Annotated in this window: 25 protein-coding genes; 16 read left to right on the forward strand and 9 right to left on the reverse strand. The window is 70.0% G+C overall.

Annotation, left to right across the window (positions count from 1 at the left end; all coding sequences use genetic code 11):
• The first annotated feature begins 92 nt into the window (after nt 1-92).
• The 5 genes from ABD481_RS02065 to ABD481_RS02085 all read left to right on the forward strand — a co-directional run bounded on the left by ABD481_RS02065 (nt 93) and on the right by ABD481_RS02085 (nt 3,667).
• Nucleotides 93-782: a hypothetical protein gene (locus tag ABD481_RS02065; RefSeq protein WP_344663738.1), complete on the forward strand. Its 690-nt coding sequence runs from the start codon at nt 93-95 to the stop codon at nt 780-782.
• Nucleotides 782-1,384, forward strand: a complete 603-nt coding sequence (locus ABD481_RS02070) for a hypothetical protein (RefSeq protein ID WP_344663739.1) — start codon at nt 782-784, stop codon at nt 1,382-1,384. The genes ABD481_RS02065 and ABD481_RS02070 overlap by 1 nt, the downstream gene beginning before the upstream one ends.
• Before the next feature lie 102 nt (nt 1,385-1,486).
• Entirely contained in the window at nt 1,487-1,789 is a 303-nt protein-coding gene (locus ABD481_RS02075) for a hypothetical protein (protein WP_344663740.1), read from the forward strand.
• A gap of 5 nt (nt 1,790-1,794) precedes the next feature.
• Nucleotides 1,795-3,216, forward strand: coding sequence for a putative T7SS-secreted protein (locus tag ABD481_RS02080; protein WP_344663741.1), 1,422 nt, complete (start codon nt 1,795-1,797; stop codon nt 3,214-3,216).
• Nucleotides 3,217-3,220: 4 nt separating this feature from the next.
• Nucleotides 3,221-3,667: a hypothetical protein gene (locus tag ABD481_RS02085; protein ID WP_344663742.1), complete on the forward strand. Its 447-nt coding sequence runs from the start codon at nt 3,221-3,223 to the stop codon at nt 3,665-3,667.
• Nucleotides 3,668-3,683: 16 nt separating this feature from the next.
• Here ABD481_RS02085 and ABD481_RS02090 read toward each other — a convergent pair whose 3' ends face one another.
• Both ABD481_RS02090 and rfbA read right to left on the reverse strand, forming a co-directional pair.
• Nucleotides 3,684-4,286, reverse strand: a complete 603-nt coding sequence (locus tag ABD481_RS02090; protein WP_344663743.1) for a dTDP-4-dehydrorhamnose 3,5-epimerase family protein — start codon at nt 4,284-4,286, stop codon at nt 3,684-3,686.
• A gap of 95 nt (nt 4,287-4,381) precedes the next feature.
• Entirely contained in the window at nt 4,382-5,251 is an 870-nt protein-coding gene (gene rfbA, locus ABD481_RS02095) for a glucose-1-phosphate thymidylyltransferase RfbA (RefSeq protein WP_344663744.1), read from the reverse strand.
• Nucleotides 5,252-5,327: 76 nt separating this feature from the next.
• Here rfbA and rfbB point away from each other — a divergent pair, with 76 nt between their 5' ends.
• The 3 genes from rfbB to ABD481_RS02110 all read left to right on the forward strand — a co-directional run bounded on the left by rfbB (nt 5,328) and on the right by ABD481_RS02110 (nt 8,021).
• The gene (rfbB, locus tag ABD481_RS02100; RefSeq protein ID WP_344663745.1) at nt 5,328-6,428 is read left to right on the forward strand and encodes a dTDP-glucose 4,6-dehydratase; all 1,101 of its coding nucleotides are present in this window, start codon (nt 5,328-5,330) and stop codon (nt 6,426-6,428) included.
• A complete protein-coding gene (gene rfbD, locus ABD481_RS02105) occupies nt 6,425-7,327 on the forward strand; it encodes a dTDP-4-dehydrorhamnose reductase (RefSeq protein WP_344663746.1) in 903 nt (300 codons plus the stop codon). Before rfbB ends, rfbD begins: the two co-directional genes overlap by 4 nt.
• 70 nt (nt 7,328-7,397) lie before the next feature.
• On the forward strand, nt 7,398-8,021 hold the full coding sequence (locus ABD481_RS02110; RefSeq protein ID WP_344663747.1) for an HdeD family acid-resistance protein: 624 nt from the start codon (nt 7,398-7,400) through the stop codon (nt 8,019-8,021).
• Between the two features lie 97 nt (nt 8,022-8,118).
• Here the strand turns inward: ABD481_RS02110 and ABD481_RS02115 are convergent, their stop codons facing one another.
• Complete coding sequence (locus ABD481_RS02115; protein WP_344663748.1) at nt 8,119-9,018, reverse strand: glycosyltransferase; 900 nt, start codon at nt 9,016-9,018, stop codon at nt 8,119-8,121.
• Between the two features lie 77 nt (nt 9,019-9,095).
• Between ABD481_RS02115 and ABD481_RS02120 the strand changes: the two genes are divergently transcribed.
• From ABD481_RS02120 to ABD481_RS02150, 7 genes are all read left to right on the forward strand, one after another.
• Nucleotides 9,096-10,799 (forward strand): hypothetical protein, encoded by a 1,704-nt coding sequence (locus tag ABD481_RS02120; RefSeq protein ID WP_344663749.1) that lies wholly within the window; start codon nt 9,096-9,098, stop codon nt 10,797-10,799.
• A 163-nt stretch (nt 10,800-10,962) separates the two neighbouring features.
• Nucleotides 10,963-11,406 (forward strand): DUF2304 family protein, encoded by a 444-nt coding sequence (locus tag ABD481_RS02125; RefSeq protein ID WP_344663750.1) that lies wholly within the window; start codon nt 10,963-10,965, stop codon nt 11,404-11,406.
• Entirely contained in the window at nt 11,396-12,097 is a 702-nt protein-coding gene (locus tag ABD481_RS02130) for a glycosyltransferase family 2 protein (protein ID WP_344663751.1), read from the forward strand. Before ABD481_RS02125 ends, ABD481_RS02130 begins: the two co-directional genes overlap by 11 nt.
• Before the next feature lie 59 nt (nt 12,098-12,156).
• The gene (locus ABD481_RS02135) at nt 12,157-13,128 is read left to right on the forward strand and encodes a glycosyltransferase family 2 protein (RefSeq protein ID WP_344663752.1); all 972 of its coding nucleotides are present in this window, start codon (nt 12,157-12,159) and stop codon (nt 13,126-13,128) included.
• Nucleotides 13,125-14,159, forward strand: coding sequence for an NAD-dependent epimerase/dehydratase family protein (locus tag ABD481_RS02140; protein ID WP_344663753.1), 1,035 nt, complete (start codon nt 13,125-13,127; stop codon nt 14,157-14,159). Before ABD481_RS02135 ends, ABD481_RS02140 begins: the two co-directional genes overlap by 4 nt.
• Nucleotides 14,160-14,161: 2 nt before the next feature.
• Nucleotides 14,162-16,456, forward strand: coding sequence for an acyltransferase family protein (locus tag ABD481_RS02145; RefSeq protein WP_344663754.1), 2,295 nt, complete (start codon nt 14,162-14,164; stop codon nt 16,454-16,456).
• A complete protein-coding gene (locus ABD481_RS02150; RefSeq protein ID WP_344663755.1) occupies nt 16,443-17,219 on the forward strand; it encodes an SAM-dependent methyltransferase in 777 nt (258 codons plus the stop codon). Before ABD481_RS02145 ends, ABD481_RS02150 begins: the two co-directional genes overlap by 14 nt.
• Before the next feature lie 15 nt (nt 17,220-17,234).
• Here ABD481_RS02150 and ABD481_RS02155 read toward each other — a convergent pair whose 3' ends face one another.
• From ABD481_RS02155 to ABD481_RS02175, 5 genes are all read right to left on the reverse strand, one after another.
• Entirely contained in the window at nt 17,235-17,489 is a 255-nt protein-coding gene (locus tag ABD481_RS02155; protein WP_344663756.1) for a hypothetical protein, read from the reverse strand.
• Nucleotides 17,490-17,520: 31 nt separating this feature from the next.
• Nucleotides 17,521-18,192: a pentapeptide repeat-containing protein gene (locus ABD481_RS02160; protein ID WP_344663757.1), complete on the reverse strand. Its 672-nt coding sequence runs from the start codon at nt 18,190-18,192 to the stop codon at nt 17,521-17,523.
• Between the two features lie 167 nt (nt 18,193-18,359).
• Nucleotides 18,360-18,785 (reverse strand): radical SAM protein, encoded by a 426-nt coding sequence (locus ABD481_RS02165; protein ID WP_344663758.1) that lies wholly within the window; start codon nt 18,783-18,785, stop codon nt 18,360-18,362.
• Between the two features lie 714 nt (nt 18,786-19,499).
• Nucleotides 19,500-21,083 (reverse strand): hypothetical protein, encoded by a 1,584-nt coding sequence (locus tag ABD481_RS02170; protein ID WP_344663759.1) that lies wholly within the window; start codon nt 21,081-21,083, stop codon nt 19,500-19,502.
• Nucleotides 21,083-22,534, reverse strand: coding sequence for a hypothetical protein (locus ABD481_RS02175; RefSeq protein ID WP_344663760.1), 1,452 nt, complete (start codon nt 22,532-22,534; stop codon nt 21,083-21,085). Before ABD481_RS02175 ends, ABD481_RS02170 begins: the two co-directional genes overlap by 1 nt.
• 136 nt (nt 22,535-22,670) lie before the next feature.
• Here ABD481_RS02175 and ABD481_RS02180 point away from each other — a divergent pair, with 136 nt between their 5' ends.
• Nucleotides 22,671-23,684, forward strand: coding sequence for a glycosyltransferase (locus tag ABD481_RS02180; protein WP_344663761.1), 1,014 nt, complete (start codon nt 22,671-22,673; stop codon nt 23,682-23,684).
• 157 nt (nt 23,685-23,841) lie between these two features.
• Here the strand turns inward: ABD481_RS02180 and ABD481_RS02185 are convergent, their stop codons facing one another.
• Nucleotides 23,842-25,503, reverse strand: coding sequence for a DUF2142 domain-containing protein (locus tag ABD481_RS02185; RefSeq protein ID WP_344663762.1), 1,662 nt, complete (start codon nt 25,501-25,503; stop codon nt 23,842-23,844).
• Nucleotides 25,504-25,572 lie beyond the last annotated feature (69 nt).

The following is a 25,572-nucleotide window of genomic DNA, read 5'->3' on the forward strand; positions in this document are numbered from 1 at the left end:
CTTTTCCGGGGCATGTCCAGGGCAGGACAAGAGCTGGAGCGCTTCGGAAGACCGCGAAGCACCACCCGCCCTCCACCGGAGGAAAACCCACCGTGAACACTCCGCCCCACATCGGAGTCGAGGACTCCGCCGGACCCGGCGAACCCGGAGCGTCCGGCGCACCAGGCGCACCAGGCGCACCGGGCGCGCGGCCCGGAACGGCGTCCGCACCGGCGCCGCGCGACTACCGGCTGCTGGTCCCGGCCGAGGGCTGGGACCGCATCGCCCTGGACCCCGAGGTCTGGCCGCGCCGGATCGCGGCGCTCGTGGAGCGGCAGTTCCGCGGTGTCGACAACGCCCCGCACCTCAAGGCCGAGATGCGCGCCGATCTGGACCGCCGCTGCCGGAGCGCCTGGGAGGGCGGTGGCGTCGAGCTGTATCTGGTGTCCATGGACATCCGCGGGATACCGGTGGCCGCCTCGCTCCTGGTGACGTTGATCCCGCGCCCGGAGGGGCAGGTCAAGCCGAGCCTGGAGGCGATGGCCCAGGGGCTGGCCGTCGAGGGCCGGGACGCCCGGGTCGAGAAGATGCCGGCCGGCAAGGCGCTGGTGCAGCGCTACAAGACGCCGCCGCAGCCCGGGGACGGCAGCACGTATCCGGACACGCACTACGACGCGCTGTTCGACGTCCCGAACACGAACTCGCAGCTGCTGCTGTCGTTCAGCACTCCCGTGGCGCCGCTCGCCGACGTGCTCACCGAGCTGTTCGAATCGGTGGCGCTGTCCCTGGTCTGGAGGCCGTGATGGCCTTGCGCGGGGACTACCGCATCACCATGGCGCGGCCGGAGATCGCGATCCGGCTGCCGATCGGCGAGGACGGGGACCTGTCGACGTGGGCGGAGATGACCGCCCGCGCGCATCAGGGCTATGACGCGCCGGAGGCCGACGTGGTCCGGTTCGCCGAGGCGATCCTGGCCGCCGCCGCCGACTCCTCCAAGCGCGAGGTGGCGATGGCCTACCTGCTCCCGGACGAGGTCTCGCCGGTGGAGATGGCCCGGATCGAGGTCGTCGACGTCAACCCGGACCAGACCGTTCCGGCGGTGACGCTGGACTGGCTGGAGCAGGTCTACAGCGTCCCGGGCGCGGAACTGGTCGCGCCGGTGGACGTCTGGCGCGGCGAGCTGCCGGCCGGACCGGCGATCCGGGTGGTGCGCCAGGTGCTCACCGACGTCGACGAGTTCGGCGACGGGCTGCTGGTGCACAGCGTCGTCTACGCCGTGCGCCCGCCCGGTACCGACTTCGCGGTCGTGCTCTCCGTGACCTGGTCGGCGGTCCTGCTGGCCGAGGAGCTGCTGGAGATGGCAGACGCCCTGGCGCAGACGGTGCAGGTGCTCCCGGCGCACTAGCGGCGCCGGGGTGCGAACAACTCTACAGCGCGAACAGCTTCACAGCGCTAACAGCTCTACAGCGCGAACAGCTTCACCCACAGGGGAAATTGGGGAGGGCCCATGGCCGACCACATCGCCATCAAGACCAGTGATCTGGAGAACATCGCCACCACGCTGACCCGGCTGATCGGGGAGTTCCAGGACGCGGGCAAGACCGTCGACCACTACTCCGGGGCCATGGGCTCCGGCCGGATGGCGGACACGCTGCACGAGTTCGCGACCAACTGGGACGTGCACAAGAAGAAGCTGCTGGAGCAGTTGCAGACCTTGCAGAGCGCCGCCGACCAGAGCGCGAAGACCTGGGACGGCCTGGACCAGGACCTGGCCAAGGCGCTCACCGACGCGAGCAAGAAGGAGGGGTAGGGGCCGTGGCCATCGACTGGGACCACGAGGTCTACAACTCCGGCGACAACATCCCCGGCGACCCCGAGCAGGTGGCGGCGCTGGGCCGGGACTACCGGGACACCGCCGACGCCATCCGCAAGCAGGCGGCGGCGATCCGCAACCTGGTCAACGGCCAGGGCTGGGACTCCGACTCCGGCCGGGAGTTCCAGAAGACCTCCGGCGAGACCGCCGACAAGCTGGAGAAGGCCCACAGCCGCTACGACGCCGCGGCCAACGCACTGGGCACCGGCGTGGCCTACCCGCCGTCCACCGCGACCTGGGCCATGTCGCTGGCGTACGCGCAGCAGCTGGCCAAGGACGCGATCCGGCGCGGCCAGGAGGCACAGGCCAACAGCCGCACCGCGCAGCACCAGATCGACCAGCACAACCAGCAGCAGGCCGACCTGCCGCCCCCGCCGCCGGGCGCTCCGCCGGCCGGCCCGGACCACGTGCTGGGCAAGCTGAACGACACCAAGTCCGGCTACGACGCGGACCTGGCGCAGGCCGAGAAGGACCTCCAGCACGCCCGCGACGTCCGGGACCAGCAGGCGAACAAGTTCGCCGACGCGATCGTCGGCGCCTACAACAACGACGGCCTCAAGGACGGCTTCTGGACCAAGGTCGGCGCCGCCGTCGAGGACATCGCCCAGGTCGTCGGCCACTGGGCCGGCCTGGCCGCCTCCATCCTCGGCGTCCTGGCGCTGGCCCTGAGCTGGGTGCCGGTGGTCGGCGAGGTCCTCGGGGCGCTGGCCGCGATCGCCTCGGTGGTGGCCCTGGTCTGCGACGTGATCAACGCCCTGGACGGCCGCGGGACCTGGCTCGACGTCGGCATCGACGTCCTGGGCGTGGTCTCCTGCGGCTCCGGCCGGCTGCTGGGCAACGCCGCCAAGGGCGCGAAGTTCATCGAGGTGCTCAACGGCATGAAGGGCATGCGCGGCGTCACCCGCGCCATGCGCTTCGCCAAGGCCGGCGAGGCCGCGGGCATCACCGGCGGCAAGGCCGCCAAACTGGCCACCGCCAACAAGTTCATCGCCGACCTGCCCAAGAGCGGCATGGGCCGCTACTGGGCGATGGGCAAGACCGCGGTGAATCCGAGTGCTTACTGGAACGGCATGAAGGACGGCGCCGAGGCCTTCGGCAAGCTCGGTTTCAAGGGCGCGCTGAAGGACGGCATCGCCGGCTATCCGACCTCGTTGATGACCCGGGGCGGCAAGGCGGGCTACTTCGCATGGGCTACAGTGCCAGTGGCCCTGGGGTGGTCCAACCTGGGCGCGATCGACAGCGACCACAATCCGCTGTCCACCGCCAGCACCTGGAACGGCCTGGACTGGGCCAAGCACCACATCCCGGTGGTCGGCGCCAACGGCATCGGCGGCGGCTTCCAGTGGAAGGTCCCGGAAGGGTGAGTTCATGAGCCAGGCGCCGAACCCGACACGGTCCACGGCCGGCACGGCCGAGGTCCAACGCCGCCTGAAGAACCTCGCCGGCGCGAAACGCCAACGCCTGGAGGACTGGGGCTACCCGGTCGCCCGCCTCACCGAACTGGCCGGCGCCGGCGACCCCCAGGCCGACCACGTCGACGCCCTGCTCGCCATCATCCTCGATCGTGGCGGGTACACCCACGACGACGCCGACGTGGCCGCGGCCGAGAAGGTCGCCAAGACGGTCGGCGCGCGCATGACGCCGCACGCCTATCTGGTGTCGCAGCACAAGGCGCCGGAGAAACCCGCGTACAACATCCGCGGGTACGCCAAGCCGGGGAAGAAGGACGGGTCCGGGCTCGGGGTCCTGGCCGTTCTCGGCGGGGTGTTCCTGGTGCTGGTGGTGGCCGCGGTGATCGTGGTCGCAGTCCGCTGACAGTCCGCTCAGGGGCTCAGCTGTCGGTCCGCAGTCCTCGCGTGTACTCCACGCAAGTCCCGTAGACCGGCAGCAGCCCGCTGTCCTTCGCCTCCGCGAACGAGGGCGACTTGGCATCCCGGTCCGACAGCTGCGGGACCTCGGCCGGCCACTCGATCGCCAGCTCCGCGTCCAGCGGATGCACGCCGTGCTCGTGTCCTGGGTTGTACGTCGCCGAGCACAGATACGTCAGCGTGGCGTCGTCCGAGAGCGCGCAGAACCCGTGCCCCAGCCCTTCGGCGATGTAGACGGCCTTGCGCGTGTCCTCGTCCAGCTGCACACCCTGCCACTGGCCGAAGGTCGGCGAGCCGACGCGGATGTCGACGATCACGTCCAGCACCGCCCCGCGCGTGCACGTGACGTACTTCGCCTGCCCGGGCGGCACATCGGCGAAGTGGATGCCGCGCACCACGCCGGCCGCGGAGACCGAGAGGTTTCCCTGCCGGAGATCCAACGGATGCCCGACGGCGTCAGCCAGGAGATCGAAGCGGTACCACTCGGTGAACAAACCGCGCGGATCGCCGTGCAGCTTCGGGGTGATCTCCCAGGCGCCGTCGATAGACAGGGGCGTGATGTCCATGTTCGGGTGGCTCTCGTTTCGTGTGGATCGGGCGGACGGAAGTGCGGGCGGGAGTACGGGCGGGAGTACGGGCGGAAGTACGGACTGGCCCAGGCTCAGATCGCGGGATCGAGCAGGTGGAGCAGGTAGTCCCCGTATCCGCTCTTGCGCAACGGCTCGGCGAGCTCGGCCAGCCGCACGTCGTCGATGAACCCGGAACGCCAGGCCACCTCCTCCACGCAGCCCACCTTGTAGCCCTGCCGCTGCTCGATGACGCGCACGTACTCGGCGGCCTGCACCAGCGAGTCGAAGGTCCCGGTGTCCAGCCACGCCGTGCCGCGCTCCAGCACCTGAACGGTCAGCTCGCCGCGGGACAGGTACTCGGCGTTGACGCCGGTGATCTCCAGCTCGCCGCGCGCGCTCGGCTTGAGGTTCTTGGCGATGTCCACGACCTGGTTGTCGTAGAAGTACAGCCCGGGCACGGCGAACCGGGACTTGGGCTTGTCCGGCTTCTCCTCGATCGACACCGCCCGCCCGGCGTCGTCGAACTCGACGACCCCGTAGTCGCGCGGGTTGGCCACCTCGTAGGCGAACACCACCCCGCCGCGCGGCTCGGTCAGCGTGCGTAGCTGCCGGCCCAGGCCCACGCCGTGGAAGATGTTGTCACCCAGCACCAGCGCCACCGAGTCGCCGGCGATGAACTCCTCGCCGATGATGAACGCCTGGGCCAGCCCGTCGGGCCGCTCCTGGGCCACGTAGGCCAGGTCCAGGCCCCATTGGGAGCCGTCGCCGAGCAGCCGTTTGAACTGCTCCTGGTCCTCGGGCGTGGTGATCACGAGAATCTCGTAGATACCGGCCATGACCAGCGTGGAAAGCGGATAGTAGATCATCGGCTTGTCGAACACCGGCATGAGCTGCTTGGAGACGCCCTTGGTGATCGGCCACAGTCGGGAGCCGGTGCCGCCGGCCAAGATGATGCCTCGCATGGCCACCACTCTAATAGTCGGCAGAATGGCCAGACATAAGGAGAGACGTCCATTCGCTGCCGGTAAGCTCGCGGCCGTGAGGATTCTCGTGACCGGCGGTGCCGGGTTCATCGGCTCGGAGTACGTACGCCAGCTGCTGACGCGGCCGAACGCCGCCGATTCGGTGACGGTGCTGGACGCGCTGACCTATTCAGGCGTCGAAGCCAACCTGGAGCCGGTCAGGGATAACCCCGGCTTCGTGTTCCGCCGCGGCGACATCCGCGACGCGGAAGTCGTGGACTCGGTGATGGCCGGCCAGGACGCGGTGGTGCACTTCGCCGCCGAGTCCCATGTGGACCGCTCCATCCTGGGCGCCGGGCCGTTCGTGACCACCAACGTGGTCGGGACCCAGGTGCTGCTGGACGCGGCCCGCAAGCACGGCGTGGGGCGCTTCGTCCACGTGTCCACCGACGAGGTCTACGGCTCGATCGACGAGGGCTCCTGGACCGAGGAGTGGCCGCTGGCGCCGAACTCGGCGTACTCGGCGTCCAAGGCCGGCTCGGACCTGCTGGTGCTGGCCTACCACCGCACCCACGGCATGGACGTCGTGGTGACGCGCTGCTCCAACAACTACGGGCACTACCAGTTCCCGGAGAAGATGATCCCGCTGTCGGTGACCAACCTGCTGGACGGCGGCACGGTCGCGCTGTACGGGGACGGGTCGAACGTGCGGGACTGGCTGCACGTCTCCGACCACTGCCGGGGCATCGACCTGGCGCTGCGCTCCGGCCGGGCCGGCGAGGTCTACAACATCGGCGGCGGCACCGAGATGACCAACCGCGACCTGGTCCAGCTGATGCTGGAGGGCACCGGCACGGACTGGTCGTCGGTGCGCATGGTCGAGGACCGCAAGGGCCACGACCGCCGCTACAGCCTGTCGATCGACAAGATCCGGCAGGAGCTCGGCTACGAGCCGCAGGTCGGGTTCCAGGAGGGCATGGCCCGCACGATCGACTGGTACAAGAACAACCGGGACTGGTGGGAGCCGCTGAAGGGCCGCGCCGCTCTGGAAGCGGCGGGCGTCGCCGCCGCCGTCGCCGAGGCGGCCGCTGCCGGCACCGCGTCTGCCGCGCCCGCCGCCGACGTCGCGACCGCCGCGACCGACGGCGCGGACCCGGGCCGGGGCGCCGACCGATGAGCCGCCCCGTGGTGATCGTCCCCGGCCGGCAGGCCCCCCGGCGCTGGCTGGTGACCGGCGCCGCCGGGATGCTCGGCTCGGACCTGGTGGCGCTGCTGCGCGCGACGCCCGGCGCCGAGGTCACGGCGCTGACCCGGGCCGACCTCGACGTCACCGACAGCATCGCGGTCAACGCCGCGGTGGCCGGGCACGACGTGGTGATCAACACCGCGGCGTGGACCGACGTCGACGGCGCCGAGACCCACGAGGCCGAGGCCACGGCGGTGAACGGCGGCGGCGTCACCAACATGGCCACGGCCTGCGCCGCGACCGGCGCCCGCCTGATCCAGCTGTCGACCGACTACGTCTTCGACGGCAAGGGCGCCGAGCCCTACCCCGAGCACGCCGCCACCGACCCGATCAACGCCTACGGCCGCACCAAGCTGGTCGGCGAGCAGGCAGTGCTGGCGGTGCTCCCGGAGTCCGGGTACGTGGTCCGCACCGCCTGGCTCTACGGCGCCTCCGGCAAGAACTTCGTGCGGACCATGCTGCGGCTGTCCGCCGACCGCGAGACGGTCGAGGTGGTCGACGACCAGAACGGCCAGCCGACCTGGACCGGCGCCCTGGCCGCGCAGCTCATCGCCCTGGGGCAGGCCCCCGAGGCGCCGTCCGGCATCTACCACGGCACCGCCGCCGGGCAGACGACCTGGTACGGCCTGGCCCGCGCGGTGTTCGAGGAGGCCGGCCTGGACCCCGAGCGGGTGCGGCCGACGACGTCGGACAAGTTCGTGCGGCCGGCCGAGCGCCCGAAGTACAGCGTGCTCGGGCACGAGCGGTGGGCCGAGGCCGGGATCCCGGAGCAGGAGGACTGGCGGGCGATGCTGGCGGCGAGCGGGGTGGCGGCGGCCTCGGCGGTGTAGCTCCCTCCTTCAGCCGAATCCCCGCGTCGGTCACCGCATCCTTTGTCCCAAAAAGGGACATACTGGTCATATGACCGACATGTACAACGCGGACGACCCCGACCGGGGAGATGTCGACAATCCGCTGCGGATGCTCGGCCAGGCCGCGTGGCAGGCGCTGCTGCTGCTCGGGCTGGCCGCCATCGCGGTGGGCGTGATCGCGCTGGTGTGGCCCGGGCAGACGCTGCTGGTGCTGGGCGTGCTGTTCGGCGTCTACCTGCTGATCAGCGGCGTGATGGAGATCGTGGCGGCGTTCGGCGACCACATCAGCGCCGGGATGCGTGTGCTGAACGTGATCGTCGGCGCGCTGTCCATCCTGCTGGGCGTGTTCTGCTTCCGGAACTCGCTGGCCAACTCGGTGCTGCTGCTCAGCCTGTGGATCGGCATCGGGTTCCTGATGTGGGGCATCGCCACCATCGTGACCAGCGCCTCGGCCCCGCGCGGGGTCTCCGGCAAGGGCTGGGGCGTGTTCCTCGGCGTGCTGACCACGGTCGGCGGGATCATCGTCATCTCCTGGCCGATCGGGTCCATCGTGACGCTGGCGGTGTTCACCGGCATCTGGCTGATCGCGATCGGCCTGGTCGAGGTGATCCACGCCTTCAGCCTGCGCAACAAGGTGAAGCACGTCGGCTCCGGCCGGCACGCGACGGTCTGACGCTTCACCCGCCGCCCGGCGGTGCCCCGTCCGCGATGCGCGGCGGGGCGCCGCCGGGCGGTGTGTTTCCGGCCAGTAGGTTTCCGGCCGGGGCGTTTCAGACCTTCGGGTGCTCGGCGCCCGGCGGCAGATACCGCGGACTGACGCGGCCGGAGAAGCCGTCGCGGAACCCGCGCAGCAAGGCCGGCACGTGCGTCCGGCGCTTCGGCTCGAACAGCAGTGTGTTGGTCAGGCGCTCGGCCAGGAACACCAGGCTGGAGGCCAGGGCCCGCGGGCGCCCGGCGAAGTGGCCGCGGTGCAGGATCGAGACGTTGCGCCCGATCCAATACAGGCGCCAGGCCGGGTAGTGGCTGTAGTGGACGGTGCGGCCGAACCGGGTGTGCACCTCGCAGGCGCCGATCTCGTGCGGCAGGCGCAGGCGCCAGTCGATCACGATGCGCCAGCCGGCGCGCTTCACCGCCAGGCAGAACGCGACGTCGACCCAGTCGATGAACATGTCCTCGTCGAACGGGACCTTCTCCAGGACCTCGCGGCGGACCAGCATGCCCGAGGTGATGACCGCCTCCTCGTCGGAGACGGAGTCGTTCCGGCGCGCGTCCGAGCAGTAGTAGCGCTGGTGCCTCGGGTCCCAGGGGCTCGGCGCCGCGATCCCGACGGCCGGATCGGCGAGGTCGGCGACCAGGCCGGGGACGATCTCCGGCGGGAGCTCGGAGTCCTGGTCCAGAAAGAGCACGGCCTCGGCGTCGGACGGGAGTTCCCGGACCGCGAGGTTCAGCGCGGCGCCGAGGCCGACGTTGCGGCCGTGCGCGAGCACCGTCACACGCGGCCCGGCCAGCTCCGGCGCGGTCGACCCGCCGCCGGGTGTGTTGTCCACCACGATCACCGACGAGCAGCTCAGCAGTGCGGACTCCACCGCCGCGGCCAGGCGGTGGTCCGGGTGGTACGCCGTGAACACGGCCACGACGCGCGGGGCGCCGGGTTCGCCGGACTCGTCCATTGCGGGAAGCCCACCTTTCAGTGACGGAATCTACAAGCGTATATTGTGCCGATTGGCATCGACTACCATCGAATCTCGTGTCCCCTCACAGTGCCGCGCGCCCGAGCGCCGTCCGCTCTGTCCTGAGCCGACTGACCGCGCCCGGCCCGCTGCTGGCGGTGGGGCTCGGCGTGACCACGGTCGCCGCCTCGGTCTGGATCGCCACGGCCAACCGCGGCCTGAGCGTCGAGGCGACCAACGCCCTCTATGCCTTCTACTTCCTGGTCGGGACCATCGGCACCGGTGTGCTGGCGGGCCTGGAGCAGGAGATGACCCGCACCGTCGCACGCACCCACGCGGCCGGCCGGCCGGTCGGGGCCGCGGTGCGCGGACAGCTGCGGCAGGCCGCCGGGCTGGCCGCGGTGACCGTCGTGATCCTGGTGGCGGCCTCGCCGCTGCTGGTCTCGCACTGGCTCGGCGGCAGCTGGCCGCTGCTGCTGGCGCTGTTCGCCGGCCTGGCCGCGACCTGGGCCTCGTTCCTGGTCCGGGGGGTGCTGGCGGGCTGCCAGGACTTCCGGTTCTACAGCGGCACGCTGGTGGTGCAGGGCGTGGCCACGATCGTGCCGAGCCTGGTGCTGACGCTGGCCGGGTCCGGGCACCTGCTCGGGTACGCCTTCGTCTTCGCGCTCGCGCCGGTGGTCGCCGCCGCGAGCGGGCTGGTCTCGCCGGCGCTGCGGCACTCGTGGCGGGCGACGGCGGCGGTCGCTGGTTCCTCTGCTTCTCCCGGTTCTTCCAGTGCTTCTGGCTTTTCCAGCGAGTCCGGCGCCGACGGCCAGGCCGCGGACGACGAGGCCGCGAAGGCCGCCGCGGCGCTGGCTGGGACTCAGCCCGACCTGGCCGCACTGGAGCTTTCGCCGAGCGCTGCTTCTGTCGCCGCACCTTCCGCCGACACGGCCTCGGCCCCAACCGCTACCACGACCGCGACCGAGGCCACGACCGAGGCCACGACCGAGGCCACGACCACGACGGAGCCCGAGGCCGAGCCGGAGCCCGGCGGCAGCCCGCGCCAGAAACTCGTCCTGCTCACCCTCGCCACCCTGGTCAGCCAGCTCCTGATCAACGCGGTGCCGCTGATCATCGGTCCGCGCCTGGCCGGGGGCGACGAGCTCAGCCACCAGCTGAACAAGTCCCTCAGCTCGTCGATGGGCCTGTCCCGGCTCGCCCTGCTCTGCCTCTTCCCGCTCCAGGCGCCGCTGCTCCCGCTGCTGGCCGCCGCCGCCGTCCGGGGCGACTTCCGGGAGGTGCGCCGCAAGACCGGCTTCCTGGTCGGGGCCTGCCTCGCCGCCGGCGCGGCCGGGATCGCCGCGGTCGTCGCCGCCGGGCCGTGGCTGCTGAAGACCTACTTCGCCACCGAGGCGCCGCTGTCCCGCACCTTCCTGTCGGCCCTGGCGCTGAGCACCGCGTTCCTGATGACCGCGTTCGTCCTGCAGTCCGCGCAGGTCGCGCTGGACCGGCACCGGGTCGTCTTCGGCTCGTGGCTGGTCGGCCTGGTCGCGATGGGCGTCGTCTTCGCCCTGCCGCTCGCGCCGCTGGACGCCGCCGGCTGGGCCGGGATCGCCGGGCCGCTCGTGGTGACCGTGGTCGCGGCCGTCGATGTGACGTTGGTGACCCGGTCCGGGGCCGCCGGGGCGGCCGGACCCGCGGGCCGTGTCGGGTCGGCCGGACCCGCCGGACCGGTCGTCGAACCGGGTGACGGCGCGGCGACGCGCCCTGCAGCCGTCGCGGAGGGGGTGCGCTCATGAGCGCTATGCCCTGGCGGGATGGACCGTGGCGCGCCGATCCCGGAATACGACCCGATAGACTTCCCTGGTTCACCCATCGGGATCAGCCGACTACCGACGCGCCGGGGCCCGCCCGAACCAGCCGCCGGCTCGGGACAAGCCACAGTGGCGGGAGTGGATCCGCATGAAGCTGGCCATAATGACCGGTGTCGTCGCGCTCCTGCTCCTGGCACTCATCTTCGAGCTGCTGCGCCGCCGCCAACTGCGTGAGAAGTACGCCGTGCTGTGGCTCGTCGTCGGACTGGTGACGCTGCCGCTCGGCTTCATCCCCTGGTCCCTGGACAACGTCTCCAGCTGGCTGGGCGTCGCCAGCGGGGCCAGCCTGGTGCTGTTCCTGGCCGTGGTGTTCCTGCTGCTCGTGTGCATCCATCTGAGCTGGGAGGCGTCCCGGCTGGAGGACGAGACCCGGGCCCTGGCCGAGGAGGTGGCGCTCATCCGCGCCGAGCTGCGGGACGTCAAGGCGGAACAGGCCGGCCTGCGGGCCGAGCTCGCGGCCGGGACCGCGAACGGGCACGCCGTCCCGATCGTCGCCCAGCGCGACGGGAAGGCGGTCGTCGGTGAACGCTGAGAAGCGGGTCCTGATCATCATCCCGGCCTGGAACGAGGCCGCGTCGATAGCGGCCGTCATCGCCGAGGTGCGCGACGAGCTGCCCGCCTACGACGTCCTGGTCGTCAACGACGGCTCGACCGACGACACCGAGCGGGTGGCGCTGGCCGCCGGCGCCCGGGTGGTGTCGCTCCCCTACAACCTGGGCGTCGGCGGGGCCATGCGCCTGGGCTACCGCTACGCCGACGAGAACGACTACGACGTCGCCATCCAGATCGACGCCGACGGCCAGCACGACCCGCGCTACGTCCCCAAGCTGATCGACGCCCTCGACGAGTACCGCCTGGTGATCGGCGCGCGCTTCGCCGGCGAGGGCGACTACCAGGTGCGCGGCCCCCGGCGCTGGGCCATGGGCCTGCTGTCGCGGGTGCTCTCCCGGATGGCGAAGACCCCGCTCAACGACACCACGTCGGGCTTCCGCGCCTGCGACCGCGAGATCATCCGGCTGTTCGCGCAGTGGTACCCGGTGGAGTACCTCGGCGACACCGTCGAGACCCTGGTGCGGGTGATCCGCCTGGGGCACCCGGTGGCGCAGATCCCGGTCGCGATGCGTCCGCGCACGGCCGGAATGCCCAGCAATTCGCCGGTCAAGGCGATGATCTACCTCGGTCGCGCCATGATCACCTTGCTCCTGGCGGTGAATCGCCGGTGAGCGGCGTCCTTATATTGATAGCTTGACGTTCCCCTATTCGTGAGGCCAACGACAGACCCATGACGACCATCGACATCATGCTCCCGTACTACGGCGACGTGGCTCTGATGCAGACCGCGGTCCGGAGCGTCATCGCGCAGTCCGACCCGGACTGGCGGCTGACGGTCGTCGACGACGGCAAGGAGCCCGGCGTCCCGGAGTGGTTCGCCGCGCTGGACGACCCGCGGGTGAGCTACCAGCGCAACGAGCGCAACCTCGGCGCCACCGGCAACTACAAGAAGTGCCTGAGCCTGGTCGAGGCCGAGTACATGGTCATGATGGGCACCGACGACATCATGCTGCCCGGCTACATCGCGCTGATCCGCCGCATCGTCAAGGAGCACCCGGGCGTCGGCGTCATCCAGCCCGGCGTGCAGGTCATCGACGGCGCCGGGCAGGTCGTGAACACCGTCGCGGACCAGGCCAAGGCCCGGATCTACCTGCCGCGCTTCACCGGCACCACGCTGATGGCCGGCGAGGAGCTGGCCGCCAGCCTGCTGCGCGGCTGCTGGTTCTACTTCCCGTCGCTGTGCTGGCGCTCCGAGGCCATCAAGAACGCCAGCTTCCGCGACGACCTCGACATCATCCAGGACCTGGCCCTGGTCATCGACCTCATCGAGGCCGGGGAGACCATGGCGCTGTCCGACGAGCTGGTGTTCCAGTACCGCCGGCACGCCGCCAGCTACAGCGCCGCCGAGGCGATGGCCGGCAAGCGGTTCGCCGAGGCCCGCCGCTACTTCGTCGGCGCCGCCGCGCAGATGGAGGCGATGGGCTGGCCGCGCGCGGCCAAGGCGGCCCGCCGCTACACCGCCTCGCGGCTGCACGCGGTGACCCTGCTGCCTTCGGCGCTCAAGGCGCGCTCGATGCCCGGGGTCAGGAACCTGGCACGGCATGCGTTCCTGCCGGCGCCGCGTCCTGAGCGGGCCGGCGCGGAGCGGGCGGGTACGGAGCAGGTGGGTACGGAGCAGGTGGGCGCGGAGCAGCAGCGATGACGGTCCCGAACTCGCCTTCGGCCGCGATTCCGGCGCCGGAATCGGCGGCGGTTCCGGGGTCGGCCCCGAACTCGGCGTCGGCGCCCGCTCCGGACGCGCCCCCGGTCACCGTCGCCGTCCTCGGCGGCACCGGCTTCGTCGGCAAAGCCGTCAGCAAAGCCCTGATCGAGCGCGGCCACCCCGTCGTCGCCGTCGCCCGCACCGCGCGGCCGGTCGCCGACGGCGCCGTCTTCGCCGCCCTGGACCTGGCCGCCGCCCGCCCCGCCGACCTGGCCGCGCTGCTGCGCGAGCACAGCGTCGGCGCCGTGGTGAACGCCGCCGGCGGGATGTGGGGACTGACCGAGGCGCAGATGGTCGACGCCAACGTCACCCTGGTCGCGCACCTGCTGGAAGCCGTCGCCGCGCTGCCCGGCCGGGTCCGCGTGGTGCAGCTCGGCAGCGTCCACGAGTACGGCCTGGCCCCGCTCGGCACCTCGATGACCGAGACCTACGTGCCCGAGCCCGTGATGCCCTACGGCAAGCTCAAGCTGGAGTGCTCCAACCTCGTCCTCGACGCCGCGGCCCGCGGCGAGGCCGACGCCGTGGTGCTGCGCGTCGGCAACGTCGTCGGCGCCGGCCAGCCCGGCCACAGCCTGCTCGGCGTGGTCGCCGACCGGCTGCTGGCGGCGCGCGCCGCCGGGCACGCCGACCTCACCCTCGGCGCCCTGGTCTCGCTGCGCGACTTCCTGCCGCTGAGCGACGCCGCCGAGGCCGTGGCCGCCGCCGTGACCGCCCCGGCGGCCGGCGGCGAGGTCGTCAACATCGGCACCGGGCACGCCCACAACGCCCGCCAGCTCGTCACCATGCTGATCGAGGCCAGCGGCGTGCCGACCACCCTGACCGAGTCCGAGGCGCCCGGCCCGGAGACCGACTGGCAGCAGATGGGCATCGCCAAGGCCGCCGACCTGCTGGGCTGGACCCCGCGCCGCACGCTCGCCGACGCGATCGCCGAGCTGTGGACGGCGGCGGTCGCGGCCGACCCGGGCCGGTAACGATGACGACGGCGGGGGGCTCGGCGGCGTCCGGCCCCGTCCCGGCGGACCCCGCGGACCGGACCCCCGGCACGGCCGCCTCCCGGGCCGTGACGGCCCTGATCGCCCACTTCCCGGCCTGGACCCGCCGCGGCTACCGCGGCACCCTGGACGAGACCTTCTCCGGCCGCGAGAACGGTGTCGGCTTCCTGCGCTTCGCGATGGCGATGTCCGTGGTCGTCTCCCACAGCGGGATACTCGGCTTCGGGCGCACCGACCTGCTCGGCGAGCAGTTCCGCAACCAGCAGGCGCTCGGCGGGCTGGCCGTCGCGGGCTTCTTCATCCTGTCCGGCATGCTCATCACCCGCAGCGCCCGCCGCACCGGCTTCGGCCGCTACTGCTGGCACCGCGTCCTGCGCATCTTCCCCGGCCTCTGGGTGTGCCTGGTCGTGACCGCCTTCGGTGTCGCGCCGCTGATCGCCTACCACGAGTGGGGCACCCTGCGCGGCTTCTGGGGCCCCGGCCCCGACGGCGGCCCCTTCGGCTACGTCCGCAACAACATGTGGACCGGCGTCCGCCAGTCCGGCATCCACGACCTGCTGGCCAGCAGCACCCCCTGGGGGCGGCTGACCAAGGCCAGCGCCTTCGACGGCGCCCTCTGGTCGCTGTGTTACGAGCTGCTCTGCTACATGGTCGTCGGCGCCCTCCTGATCTCCGGCGTCCTGCGCACCGCTCGCCGCCTTGTGCCCCTGCTCGCTGTTCTCCTCTATGCCCGGATCCTGCTGGACTTCCGCCTCACCCACGGCTGGGGCGGGGGCGTGGTCGCCACCTATACCCGGTTCGACACCATCCTGTTCGGCAGCATCGACGTGCGCTGGGTCGTCTACCTCGGCTTCTTGTTCCTCGCCGCCGCCAGCCTTGAGCTCTACCGCGAACGCATCCCGATCCACGACGGCCTTGGCATAGCCGCGCTCCTGATATGCCTGGGCACGCTGATCCTCGGCGGCTGGTTCGCCATCGGCTACCCGGTCCTGACCTACCTGATCGTCTGGGCCGCCTGCCGCCTGCCGCCTCCCGCGCCAAGTGCACTGGATCGGGCGCAAGAACGACTACTCGTACGGCATCTACATATACGGCCTCGTCGGCCAGCAGGTACTGGCCAGCTTCGGATGGAACCGCTGGGGCTACTGGCCCTACCTGGCCCTGTCGGTCGGGCTCGCCTGGACCGCCGCCTTCCTGTCCTGGCACCTGGTCGAGAAACACTTCCTGAAACTCAAGAACTGGACGCCGCACCGCCCGGCGCGCCTCCGGACCACGCCCGTGCCGGCGCTCGCCGTGCCGGCCGGGCGCGTCCCCGAACCCGGCAGCGAACCGGCAGCGGCTCCGGCCGTCTGAGAGGACACGCAGTGAGAATCGCCGCCGTAGTGACGGCCTACCACCCCGACGAGCGCCTGCTCGCCGTGGTCGAGTCGGTGCGGGACGCCTGCGCCCAGACGCTCGTGGTGGACAACACCCCCGAAGGCGTGCCGTCCATCACCGACGGGATCACCTCCGACACCGCCACCGTCCTGCGCCCCGGTGTGAACCGCGGCCTGGCCCACGCCCTCAACCTCGGCATCTCCCGCCTGGCCCGCGACACCGAGGCCGTCGTCTTCCTCGACCAGGACTCCGTCCTGGCCCCCGACGTCGTCCCGCGCCTGGCCGAACACCTCGCCGACCCCGGCATCGGCATCGCCACCCCGGCCCCCTGGGACACGGTCCACGAGCGCTTCTACGAGACCTTCTCCGGCCGCCACGGCGACGTCTCCGACCGGGCCATCTCCATCACCTCCGGCATGCTCATCCGCCGCTCCCTCCTGGAACGCGTGGGTGAGTTCCGCGAGGACTTCTTCGTCGACTACGCCGACCTGGAGTACTCCCTGCGCGTCCGCCGCACCGGAGCCCGCATCATCCAGGACAAGCGCCTGAAGCTGCCCCACTCCATCGGCGAGCGGCGCACCCACACCTTCCTCGGCATGCGCGTGGCCGTGACCCACAAAGCGCCGTGGCGCGACTACTGGCAGGTCCGCAACGGCCTGATCACCATCCGCGAACAGGGCCGCTTCTCACCCGCCTGGGCCGTGACGGCGGTGCTGTACCTGGGCCGCGCCGCCGTACAGGCCGTCGTCTTCGAAGACAACCGCCCGGCCCACGCCCGAGCCGTACTCCGCGGCGTCCGCGACGCGGTGACCCGCCAACACACCCTCCGCTACCTCCCCACCGGCGCCGAACTGACACCCACCCGCCGCGCGGGAAAGACCCGCCGTGGCAACCGCTGACAGCGCCATAGCCGCCCTCACCCGCCCCGACCGCTACCCCCGCTCCTCCCGCTACGACCCCCACTGGCTCCTCACCCTCGACATGGGCCCGCACCCCCTCTGGCTCCTCGAAGACCTCCTCCAGGACCTCGACCTCCGCCCCGGCATGCGCATCCTCGACCTGGGCGCCGGCAAAGGCGCCACCTCAGTCTTCCTCGCCCGCGAATACGACGCCGAGGTCGTGTCCACCGACTGGTGGCTCCCCGAAGGCACCGCCGAAGAGATCTTCACCGCAGCAGGCGTCGCCGACCAGGTAACAGCAGTCCACACCGAGGCCCACACCCTCCCCTTCCCCGACGAAGCCTTCGACGCAATCCTCTGCATCGACGCCTACGAATACTTCGGCACAGCCGACAGCTACCTGCCCTACCTGACCCGCTTCCTCCGCCCCAAAGGCCAACTCGGCATAGCGACCCCAGCCCTCAACCGCGAACCCCGCGACCTCGGCACGATCCCCGCCCACATCAAAGCAGTGGTCGGCTGGGAAGCAGCAGCCTGGCACACCCCGGACTGGTGGCGCTTCCACTGGGAGATCACCGACCTGGTGACAGTAACCACAGCCCGCCCCCACCCCGAAGGCTGGCACGACTGGCTGCTATGGACCCGAGCCCTGGCGGAACACCGCCCGGAGCAGGCCCAGGAGCAGCAGGCAGTGGTCGAGATGCTGGAGGCCGATGGCGGCGAACTGCTGGGATTCGCGATGGTGACGGCGCGGAAGCGGTGAGGGGCTGCCAGGCCCCTATTCAGCCCAACTAACGTGTGCGGCGGCGCGGTCTATCGGCACTCGGACGACCTCCACGACCGTGTTCGGATCCGTCGTGGAGTCGGCCCGCAGCTGCGCGGCTTGCTCAGTGGTCAGGGGCTGCCAGTCGTCGAGGGGAACGACCGCGCCGTCCTCCCAGCCGGCGTCATCGGCGGTGAGGCGGACGCCCGTGGCGACGTCGCAACGCTCGACGAGGGCTTCGGGGTCGATGAACGCGATGCGGGTTGCCATGGCTGCTCTCCTACTGGCCGATGGTGCGGGGTCAGCGCTCGTCGCCGAAGGCGATGCCGAGGTCCTCGGCCCAGGCGGCAGCCAGGTCGGTCAGCTGGTGCCGGTCGATCACGACCTTGCGCAGGTTGACCGCTCCGGAAAGGCCGGACAGGTCGTTGCCGCGCAGGTCGGTGGCCTTGTAGGTGCCCGAGCCGAAGGTGGTGGCCCGCAGATTGCAGTCATCGAAAGCGGCCCCGGACAGGTCGCAGCCCTCGAAGGTGGCCTCGGGCAGAGAGCAGCCAGAGAAGATGACCGCCCCCTTGGCCTGGGCCGCCGCGAACTCGGCGAAGTCCAGGCGGCAGCGCTCGAAGACGACATCGTCCAGGCTCAGCCCGGTCAGAGCGGCGCCGAGCAGCTTGCAGTTGGCGAACCGCACCCGGTGGAGCCTGCTGTTCTCCCAGCGCAGCTGGGACAGGTCGCAGCCGATGAACTCCACCGAGGACAGGTGCAGGTCACGCAGATGGCCGCGCTCGGCGATGACCGCACTGATCCGGCCGTCGAACAGCTGGGCGTCGGCCAACTCCAGCGTCCGCAGGCTTACGTCGGCGAACTCGAACAATGACAGCCGCCCACCGTCGTCGCCCAGTGAGCGGACGGCTGTGAGCTCGTCGGCATCGAGAACCGGCAGCTCGGCGGTGGTGGCACGGATGGTCAGGGTGTCCATGGACTCACTTTATGGTCGAGGGCTGATCGTCTCGGCGGATCGGCGTCTGCTCTGCCTTGCTTGGCGGAGCTGGGGCAGACGCTGCGGTCACGCGGATTCGGTGAGTGCGACCAGCAAGCTCATGGTTACTCCTTGCGTGTGGTGTCAATCAGGGCATTGACCTGCCCTTAGCGAGGGACCCGGCAGCAGTTGGTCTCGGTGGAGTCGAAGGCGCCGTTCTCGGAGTAGCGGTTCCCGGCTGCGGCTCCCCGGCAGAAGTCGAAGAAGCGGCAGGTAGCGCGGCAGGCGGCCAGGCCGTCGATGAACTCGGTGACATAGAGCAGCTGCCAGGCCCGGGCCAGGATCGGTCCGAGACCCTCCTCCAGGACGTTGCCCGCGATGAAGTCGCCGTAGTGCGCATCCGTGATCCCCGCCAGCTCCGGGGAGAGCAGGACGACATCGCCGCCGAAGGCGATGGTGGGCAGCGGGTCGACACGGCGAGCATCCCAGGCCGCACGCTCGCCGGCCCGGATGGTGCGCAGGCTGCCTCGCCACCACCTCAACCGGCGGCGGCCAGCAGGACCGGACACCATCGTGACTGATCGCCCCGCCACCACCTCAACCGGCGGCGGCCAGCAGGACCGGACACCATCGCGACCGATCGCCCCGCCACCACCTCAACCGGCGGCGGCCAGTAGGACCGGTGGTCATCGCAACCGATTGCCTCGCTTTTTGCTTTGCCCCAAAGTTAGGTCTTCGGTTCCGGTCTTTCCGTCGCTTCGGCGGGCGCAGCCAATCGCGCCGCCCAGGCGGTGTCAAGGCTCGCATCAGCCGGGGCACAAGCCTGAAGGGTCGCCTTGATACCGCCTGGGCGGTGTGATTCCTTCAGGCGACGATGCGACGGAAAGACCGGGACCGAAACCGGAACCACAGCGCTAAGGCAAGGTAGCCGCCCGGCCCACTCTTTCCAGAGCGAGGCCCTCCCCGGAGGGGCCGCCGGAGGCGCAGTTGACCTTGATCTGGCCTTTGACCTGGCCTTTCCCCACCCCCGCAACAGCTCTCGGAGATCGACAGCACCACCCACCCAAGGACCGCAGCTGACCAGTCAGCACCGTGGCCGAAGGTCGTCAAAAAAGCCTTTAACCCCGCCCCCAAACCGCACCTAACCCCAAACCGCACCACCACCAAAACCCACACCCCCCAAACCGCACCTAACCCCAAACCGCACCACCACCAAAACCCACACCCCCCAAACCGCACCTCACCCTCAAACCGCACCCACCCTCCAAACCGCACTTACACCCAAACCGCACACACCCTCCCAGCCCTCACCTCCCCACCCGCAAAACATTCCCCTGCGCCCGCGCCACCGCCCCCGCATCCATCAACCCCAACCCCCGAGCGTCGACCTCCGGCAACGGACTCCCCAACTCCCTCCGCGTCTGCAAATACAGCCGCACTGTCAACGTCGGCGCATCCTCCGGATCGATCACCGCATCGAGATCCAAGCGCGGATCATCGCGGTGGAACCACACCGTCTGCAACATCGCCTTCTGCCGCTCGAACTGCCGCGTCCGCTGACTGATCGCGCTGCTGAGCACCAACGCCCCACAAACACAGCTCACCGCCACAGCCCCGGCGAACACCGCCCGCGCTCGTGGCTTCCACGCGATCTCCCGCAGCGCCTCGCCCACTATCGGCAGCGTGAACACCGCCGCGATGTAGACGTAGCGCGACGCCCCCGCCAAGTGGAGGCCGAACTGCGCCCGCACCAACCCGGTAGCGCTGAACTGCGCCACCACCCCAACCCCCATCGCGATCGCCAACGCGGCGCTCCGCCCTCGCCGGCAGACGTAGACGAACATCGCCACGAAGACCACGAACCCGAACCAAGCCTGATGCCAGTCCAGCCCCACCATCCCCACGACCCCGGCCCCGATCCCGACCGGCACGAAGGTCAACAGCCCGCGGACCGCATGCAGCGACATCGGCGACTGCGCGACATCGGCATGCTTCGCACCGTAGAGCGCGTACCAGACCGCATACGCAAGGATCGGCGCCACCAACGTCGCACCCGCGACTCGGAACCGCGCGGGTGACCACCCAGTGCCCGGAGCGCGCACCACCAACAGTGCCGCCGCCGCAGCCACGAAGAAGAGTCCCTCACCAGACGACGCCAGCGACAACACCAGCGCCGCAGACCCACCCACCAATGCGCGCCGCGAAGGCCGCTCGGCTTTGGCGCCGACTCCGATACGGGCATCGGCATCGCTATCAGCATCAGCGTCGGCATCGACATCGGCATCGGCATCGGCATCGACTCCAGCATGGACGCCAGCATCGGCGTCGACTTCAGAATCCGCGACCGGAACTGGACCCGGACCCGGACCCGGACCCGTACCCCCATCCAACAACCACAACGCCATCAACCCAAAAAACACCGAACACGAAAACCCAATCTGAAACGCCCAAATAAAGTCATCCGACCCCCGCCCCAATACCAACAGCACCCCAGCCGCCGCAACCCCCAACGCATCCCCACCCCGCCGCCGCACCAGCAAAAACATCAAAAACGCATTCGCACAGTGCAACACCAACAACGTACCAATGAACGGCAAATAGCTATGCATCCCGTTCAACCCCAACAGCACGCGGTAGATCACCATCGGCACCGTGGACCAATGCTCCTGATGCGGAACGAAGTAGTCGCCGAACCGCCACCGCTCAGCCTTGTCGACGAAGTCCCACTCGTCATAGAAGAAGTCCAGCTTGCGCCCCGCAACCAGCAGCACCGCGAACGTGACCGCGCACATGCCCAGGACAACGTGGACCGCATACTTGAACCGCACACCCGCAAACGTCTTCGCCGGCGCCATCTCAGGCGTCACCTCTGGCGTCGTCGTGGGCGTCATCACGGGCTCAGCTGGAAGAAGTCATCCCGATTCCGCACAAGGTCACAGGGTACCGTCATAGTCCACGAAGCGAACGACGGGGCCATAGCGATCTGCACGTCGGAACGCGCTTTGTCCGCACAGACCGCCGCAGCCTGCGACAGCTGCGCATCGAACGACGGCCCCTTCGACCGCCAGTCAACGTTCGTAGGCTGCGTATAGCCGCCGAAGATGCATCCCACCACAAACCCGAGCGCCACCACCCCCGGCACAGCCCTCAGCACGCTCCAGACCGTGCTCCAGACCCTGCTCCAGACCGCGCTCCAAACCACGCTCGACGAGCCACGCGTCGACTCCCGCTCCACCCCGGCTCGCAAGCCCTCACCCGACGTCAACGCCCCACCCACAGCAGCCAACAACAAACAGATCGCCGGCATCTCGTACCGCGGCGCATCACTACCACCCTGCATCGCAAGCCCATCGAACAACAGCACGCTATGCAGAACCCCCATAACAACCACCGGCCAGTTCGGCCGCGTCACCCGCACAACAGCCAGCACCAACACCACCCCGGCCGCCGCCCACGCCAAGTAGTGCGCATCACCCGCCGGCATGATGAACCCAAGCCGCTCGTTCAGCTGTTCGGTATAGAGCCCCTGTCCGAGCACCGTCTGAAAGTACTGGTCAGTCGCCCACCAGATGTCATAGTGCGGCGATATCCCGCGTCCATGCAAAGCGTTGCGGAACACAATGCCCACAGCCTGGAACGCCAGCCCCACCCCAATACCAACCGCGGGCAACGCCCCACGCCACCCCCGCACCGCATAGAACCGCAACAGCGCCAACGGCAGAAAGATCCCCGCAACGGGATCGCTCCCCACCGTCGCGAACAGCACACACGCCGCGAGGATCCTCAACGACCCGCGCGCCGGATTCCAGATGACCAGCCAGAACGCCACATACAGTAACAAGAAGTGCAAGCACGCGAAGTTATTAGCGAGCTCTAACTGTCCGACGTACGGCAACGCAACCGGCGCCGCTACAGCGATCCGCAGAGCGGGGGAGTGGAGGTGCTTGGCGCTGGCCCTATAGATGAGCAACGCACAGGAGCTCGTCACCAGCGCTCCCATAGTGGCGATCACCGTAGAGGCCCACGCCAGCGGGAAGATACGGACGATCTCTATAAGGACGCGCGGCACGAAGTGCAGGTAGCCGTTATAGGGCGTGAACAGCGCATCGAAGAAGTTGAGCTGCAACGATCCCTGGTAGAACTGACGCCCGTCCTCAGCCCATATGGTGTCCGGCGCCCCATAACCCCCGGTACGCCGCAGCGACAGAAACGCCACAGCACCTGTCGCCACCACTGCGAGCACCACAGCAGCCTGACTCATCACCTGACTATCGACCCGCGCCCGCAGCGCCCTTAACGCCGCGAAAGACGGCATCTGAATGCGGTCGGCGACAACTGCCACGTTCGAAGCCCCCTCAGCGGTCCACAGACCGCTCCCACGTTTTCCACCCCGGTTCCGCCCCCGGGTGAACGGTGCTTGACGGTTGAGGCTACCGCAGCGGCGCCGGGCTCCGAGGGCGCTCGTTTAGGATGACGGAATGCCGACTATTGCCGCGGTAGCCACGGCCTTTCACCCCGACGAGCGTCTGACCGCGGTTGTGGAGGCGGCGCTTAAGAGCTGCTCGCGCGTAGTAGTAGTGGACAACACTCCCGACGGCGCTCCCGACAATGGTTCCGCCGACGCCGAGGCACTGGTGAAGACGCTGTCCGACTTGCCCGGGGTCACCGTGCTCCGCGACGGTCGCAACCGTGGCCTGGCCGGTGCCCTCAACGCCGGTGTCGCCGAACTCTGTAAGCCCGCTGACCGCAACACCAACGGCGAAGCCCACACCGGCACCAACGGCGAAGCCCACACCGGCATCAACGGCGAAGCCGAAGCCGACACCGCGGCTCTCCCCGACCTCCCCACCCTCCCCGACCTGATCCTCTTCCTGGACCAGGACTCAGTCCTCCCCGAGGACCTCGTCCAAGGCCTCGCGGCCCACTTCACCACCCCCACAGTGGGCATCGCAGCCCCGGCCCCCTGGGACGAGCAACAGGGCCGCTTCTACGAACCCGGCACCGAAGCCGGCCCCGACGTGGCCGACCGCGACGCGGTCATCACCTCCGGAATGCTGGTCCGTCGCACAGTCCTGGACCAGGTCGGCCCCTTCCGCACCGACTTCTTCGTCGACCACGTCGACAACGACTTCTGCCTCCGCGTCCGCGCCGCCGGCTTCCGCATCCTCCGCGACAAGCGCCACAAGCTCGCGCACAGCCTCGGCCAGCGCAATCAGCACAAGCTTCCCGGTGTCTCGGTGGCCTCCTCGCGGCACCCCACCTGGCGTCTCTACTGGATCGCCCGCAACGGCACCATCCTCATCCGCGAGCACCGCAAGGATGCCCCGGCGTGGAGTCGCAACACCGGTGCCTATCTGGTCTGGTGGTTCTTGCTGCGGACCTTGATCGAAGCGCCGCGCGGCCCACGCGCGTTGGCGATGTTGCGTGGTTTCCGCGACGGCTTTCGGGGCCGGACCAGTCGGCGCTACCTGCCGCCCGGGGCCGAGATCTAAGCTTCGGCGGACATCGGTGCCACGGCCGGGGGCCCTGCCGACCTCGGAGGCCGGCAGCGGAGGCAGGATGCTCAATTACTCCGCGACCGACCCCGGCCCGTAGACCTCGCTGAACCACAGCAAGTCAGCAGGGACTGTGCTTCCACAGCCCCGATCCCTAAACAGCCCCCAACCCGCCATTCGCCGCCGTCGTCACACTGACCGGCTCCGGCACCCCAACCTCGTCAGGCCCGTCCGGCACCGCCACCGGCTCATCTCCACCAACACCACCCTCATCAACAACCTCCACCAAATACGGCCCCCGCCCCCCAAGCACAACCAGCCCCGCCAACCCCGCCCCCACCAAATACAACACCACCACCAAAACCAGCGACCCCGGCGGCGACCAATCCGGATGCAGCGGAATCCACGCCCCATAAGCGCCGACTGCATATCGCCGCAGCGTCGTATAGAACATCAAGAACCCGAACACCAGCGTCGTCACCGTCACGGCTACCGGCAGTCGCCGGATTGCGCGGCCCAGCCGCTCCGGTCCCGGCTCGCGCTTGGTCAGGATCGCCGCGGCCAGCAGCGGCAGGCCGACTGCCACCGCCAGCATGTAGCGGCCCTGCCAGATATAGCCCAGCGTCTGTGCCTGGCGGCCCTGTGCCAGTACCGGGATCGCGACCACCGAGATCGCCAGCAGCACCATCGCCAGGACCTCCCGTACCTTGCCGACCGCGCAGGCCGCGCCGACCAGGGCCAGGACCGGGACGAACCACAGCTCCTCAAGGTGGTACGGCGGCCGCACGTCCAGCCAGCCGAAGAACCCGGCCATCTGCCGCAGGTACTCGACGCTCGCGCCGAGCGTGTGCTTGGCCGCGACCGAGAACGTCAGGTACGGGAAGGTCGAAGCAGTGCTGCCCAGCACGCTGAACCGTGCCGTCCACGCGAACGCTCCGAGTCCAACAGTTCCAATGGCCGCGCCCCACAGCCACACCGCGGGCCGCTTGAGCACGTCGCGCAGTGCGCGGCGCTGGCCGGCCAGGACCGCGCAAGTGATGATGACCAGCGCCCAGGCGGGACCCAGCTGGCGCACCGACACCAAGGCCAGTGTCGCGAGTCCGGCGCGGGTCAGGAGCCGGGGTGCCAGTTCCGGTCTTGGGTCGGTCAGCAGGCTCAGGACCGCTGTCCACAGCAGGATCGCGGCGCTGGCCTCCAGCGAGTTCGGGTTCACCGACCCGTTCAGGAACATCACCATCGGCGTGGCCGCGGCCAGGACGGCCGCCAGCGGGTAGCGGCGGCGCCGACTCCACTGGAACGCCGTCACCACGGCGCTGGCCAGCATCGCCGCGCACAGGGCGGCGGAGACCAGGCGCATCGCGTACATGCCGACCGTGCCGCCGGACAGCAGGCTGGGCCAGCCGACGGCCAGGTAGTACAGGGGGTTGTTGGCGCCGGCGGTCGTGCCCGCGATCGCGGTGCCGGGCTGGTTGCCCGGACCCTGGGCGCAGGAGGCGGGGATGTGCGCGTTGGCGAAGTAGCACTCGTGGAGGTTGTTCAGCGCGGCGTAGGCGCTGGGCAGGCGGTAGCCGGTCATCGGGACCACGTGCGTCTGGTTCCAGCTGTGCGTGGTGACGGCGATCGGGGTGCCGTGCAGCTGGCCGCGGACGGTCGCGGCGGCCTTGACGATGTGCGCGGGCTCGTCCGGGACCGAGGTCAGCGGCGAGGCCAGGGCCCAGGCGGCGGAGAGGGCGAAGAAGGCCAGGAAGGCGGTGAGCCAGACGCGGAGGGGGCTCCAGGTGCCGGGCGTCAACCCCGCAGCCAGCCGCCGACGCATCCGTACTCCTTCGTCCGTGTTCCGCCCCGCGACGAAACCGGCCGCTCCCCCGCTGGCCCTGGGCGTCCC

Origin of the sequence: Catenulispora yoronensis (genome assembly GCF_039531695.1) — a bacterium.
In the GTDB taxonomy this organism is placed as follows: Bacteria; Actinomycetota; Actinomycetes; order Streptomycetales; family Catenulisporaceae; genus Catenulispora; species Catenulispora yoronensis.

Coding starts and splice junctions, on each gene's coding strand:
- ABD481_RS02070 (WP_344663739.1), top strand. CDS start 782: ATGGCCTTGCGCGGGGACTACCGCATCACCATGGCGCGGCCGGAGATC.
- ABD481_RS02075 (WP_344663740.1), top strand. CDS start 1,487: ATGGCCGACCACATCGCCATCAAGACCAGTGATCTGGAGAACATCGCC.
- ABD481_RS02085 (WP_344663742.1), top strand. CDS start 3,221: ATGAGCCAGGCGCCGAACCCGACACGGTCCACGGCCGGCACGGCCGAG.
- ABD481_RS02090 (WP_344663743.1), bottom strand. CDS start 4,286: ATGGACATCACGCCCCTGTCTATCGACGGCGCCTGGGAGATCACCCCG.
- rfbA (WP_344663744.1), bottom strand. CDS start 5,251: ATGCGAGGCATCATCTTGGCCGGCGGCACCGGCTCCCGACTGTGGCCG.
- rfbD (WP_344663746.1), top strand. CDS start 6,425: ATGAGCCGCCCCGTGGTGATCGTCCCCGGCCGGCAGGCCCCCCGGCGC.
- ABD481_RS02110 (WP_344663747.1), top strand. CDS start 7,398: ATGACCGACATGTACAACGCGGACGACCCCGACCGGGGAGATGTCGAC.
- ABD481_RS02115 (WP_344663748.1), bottom strand. CDS start 9,018: ATGGACGAGTCCGGCGAACCCGGCGCCCCGCGCGTCGTGGCCGTGTTC.
- ABD481_RS02125 (WP_344663750.1), top strand. CDS start 10,963: ATGAAGCTGGCCATAATGACCGGTGTCGTCGCGCTCCTGCTCCTGGCA.
- ABD481_RS02135 (WP_344663752.1), top strand. CDS start 12,157: ATGACGACCATCGACATCATGCTCCCGTACTACGGCGACGTGGCTCTG.
- ABD481_RS02140 (WP_344663753.1), top strand. CDS start 13,125: ATGACGGTCCCGAACTCGCCTTCGGCCGCGATTCCGGCGCCGGAATCG.
- ABD481_RS02145 (WP_344663754.1), top strand. CDS start 14,162: ATGACGACGGCGGGGGGCTCGGCGGCGTCCGGCCCCGTCCCGGCGGAC.
- ABD481_RS02155 (WP_344663756.1), bottom strand. CDS start 17,489: ATGGCAACCCGCATCGCGTTCATCGACCCCGAAGCCCTCGTCGAGCGT.
- ABD481_RS02160 (WP_344663757.1), bottom strand. CDS start 18,192: ATGGACACCCTGACCATCCGTGCCACCACCGCCGAGCTGCCGGTTCTC.
- ABD481_RS02170 (WP_344663759.1), bottom strand. CDS start 21,083: ATGACGCCCACGACGACGCCAGAGGTGACGCCTGAGATGGCGCCGGCG.
- ABD481_RS02180 (WP_344663761.1), top strand. CDS start 22,671: ATGCCGACTATTGCCGCGGTAGCCACGGCCTTTCACCCCGACGAGCGT.
- ABD481_RS02185 (WP_344663762.1), bottom strand. CDS start 25,503: ATGCGTCGGCGGCTGGCTGCGGGGTTGACGCCCGGCACCTGGAGCCCC.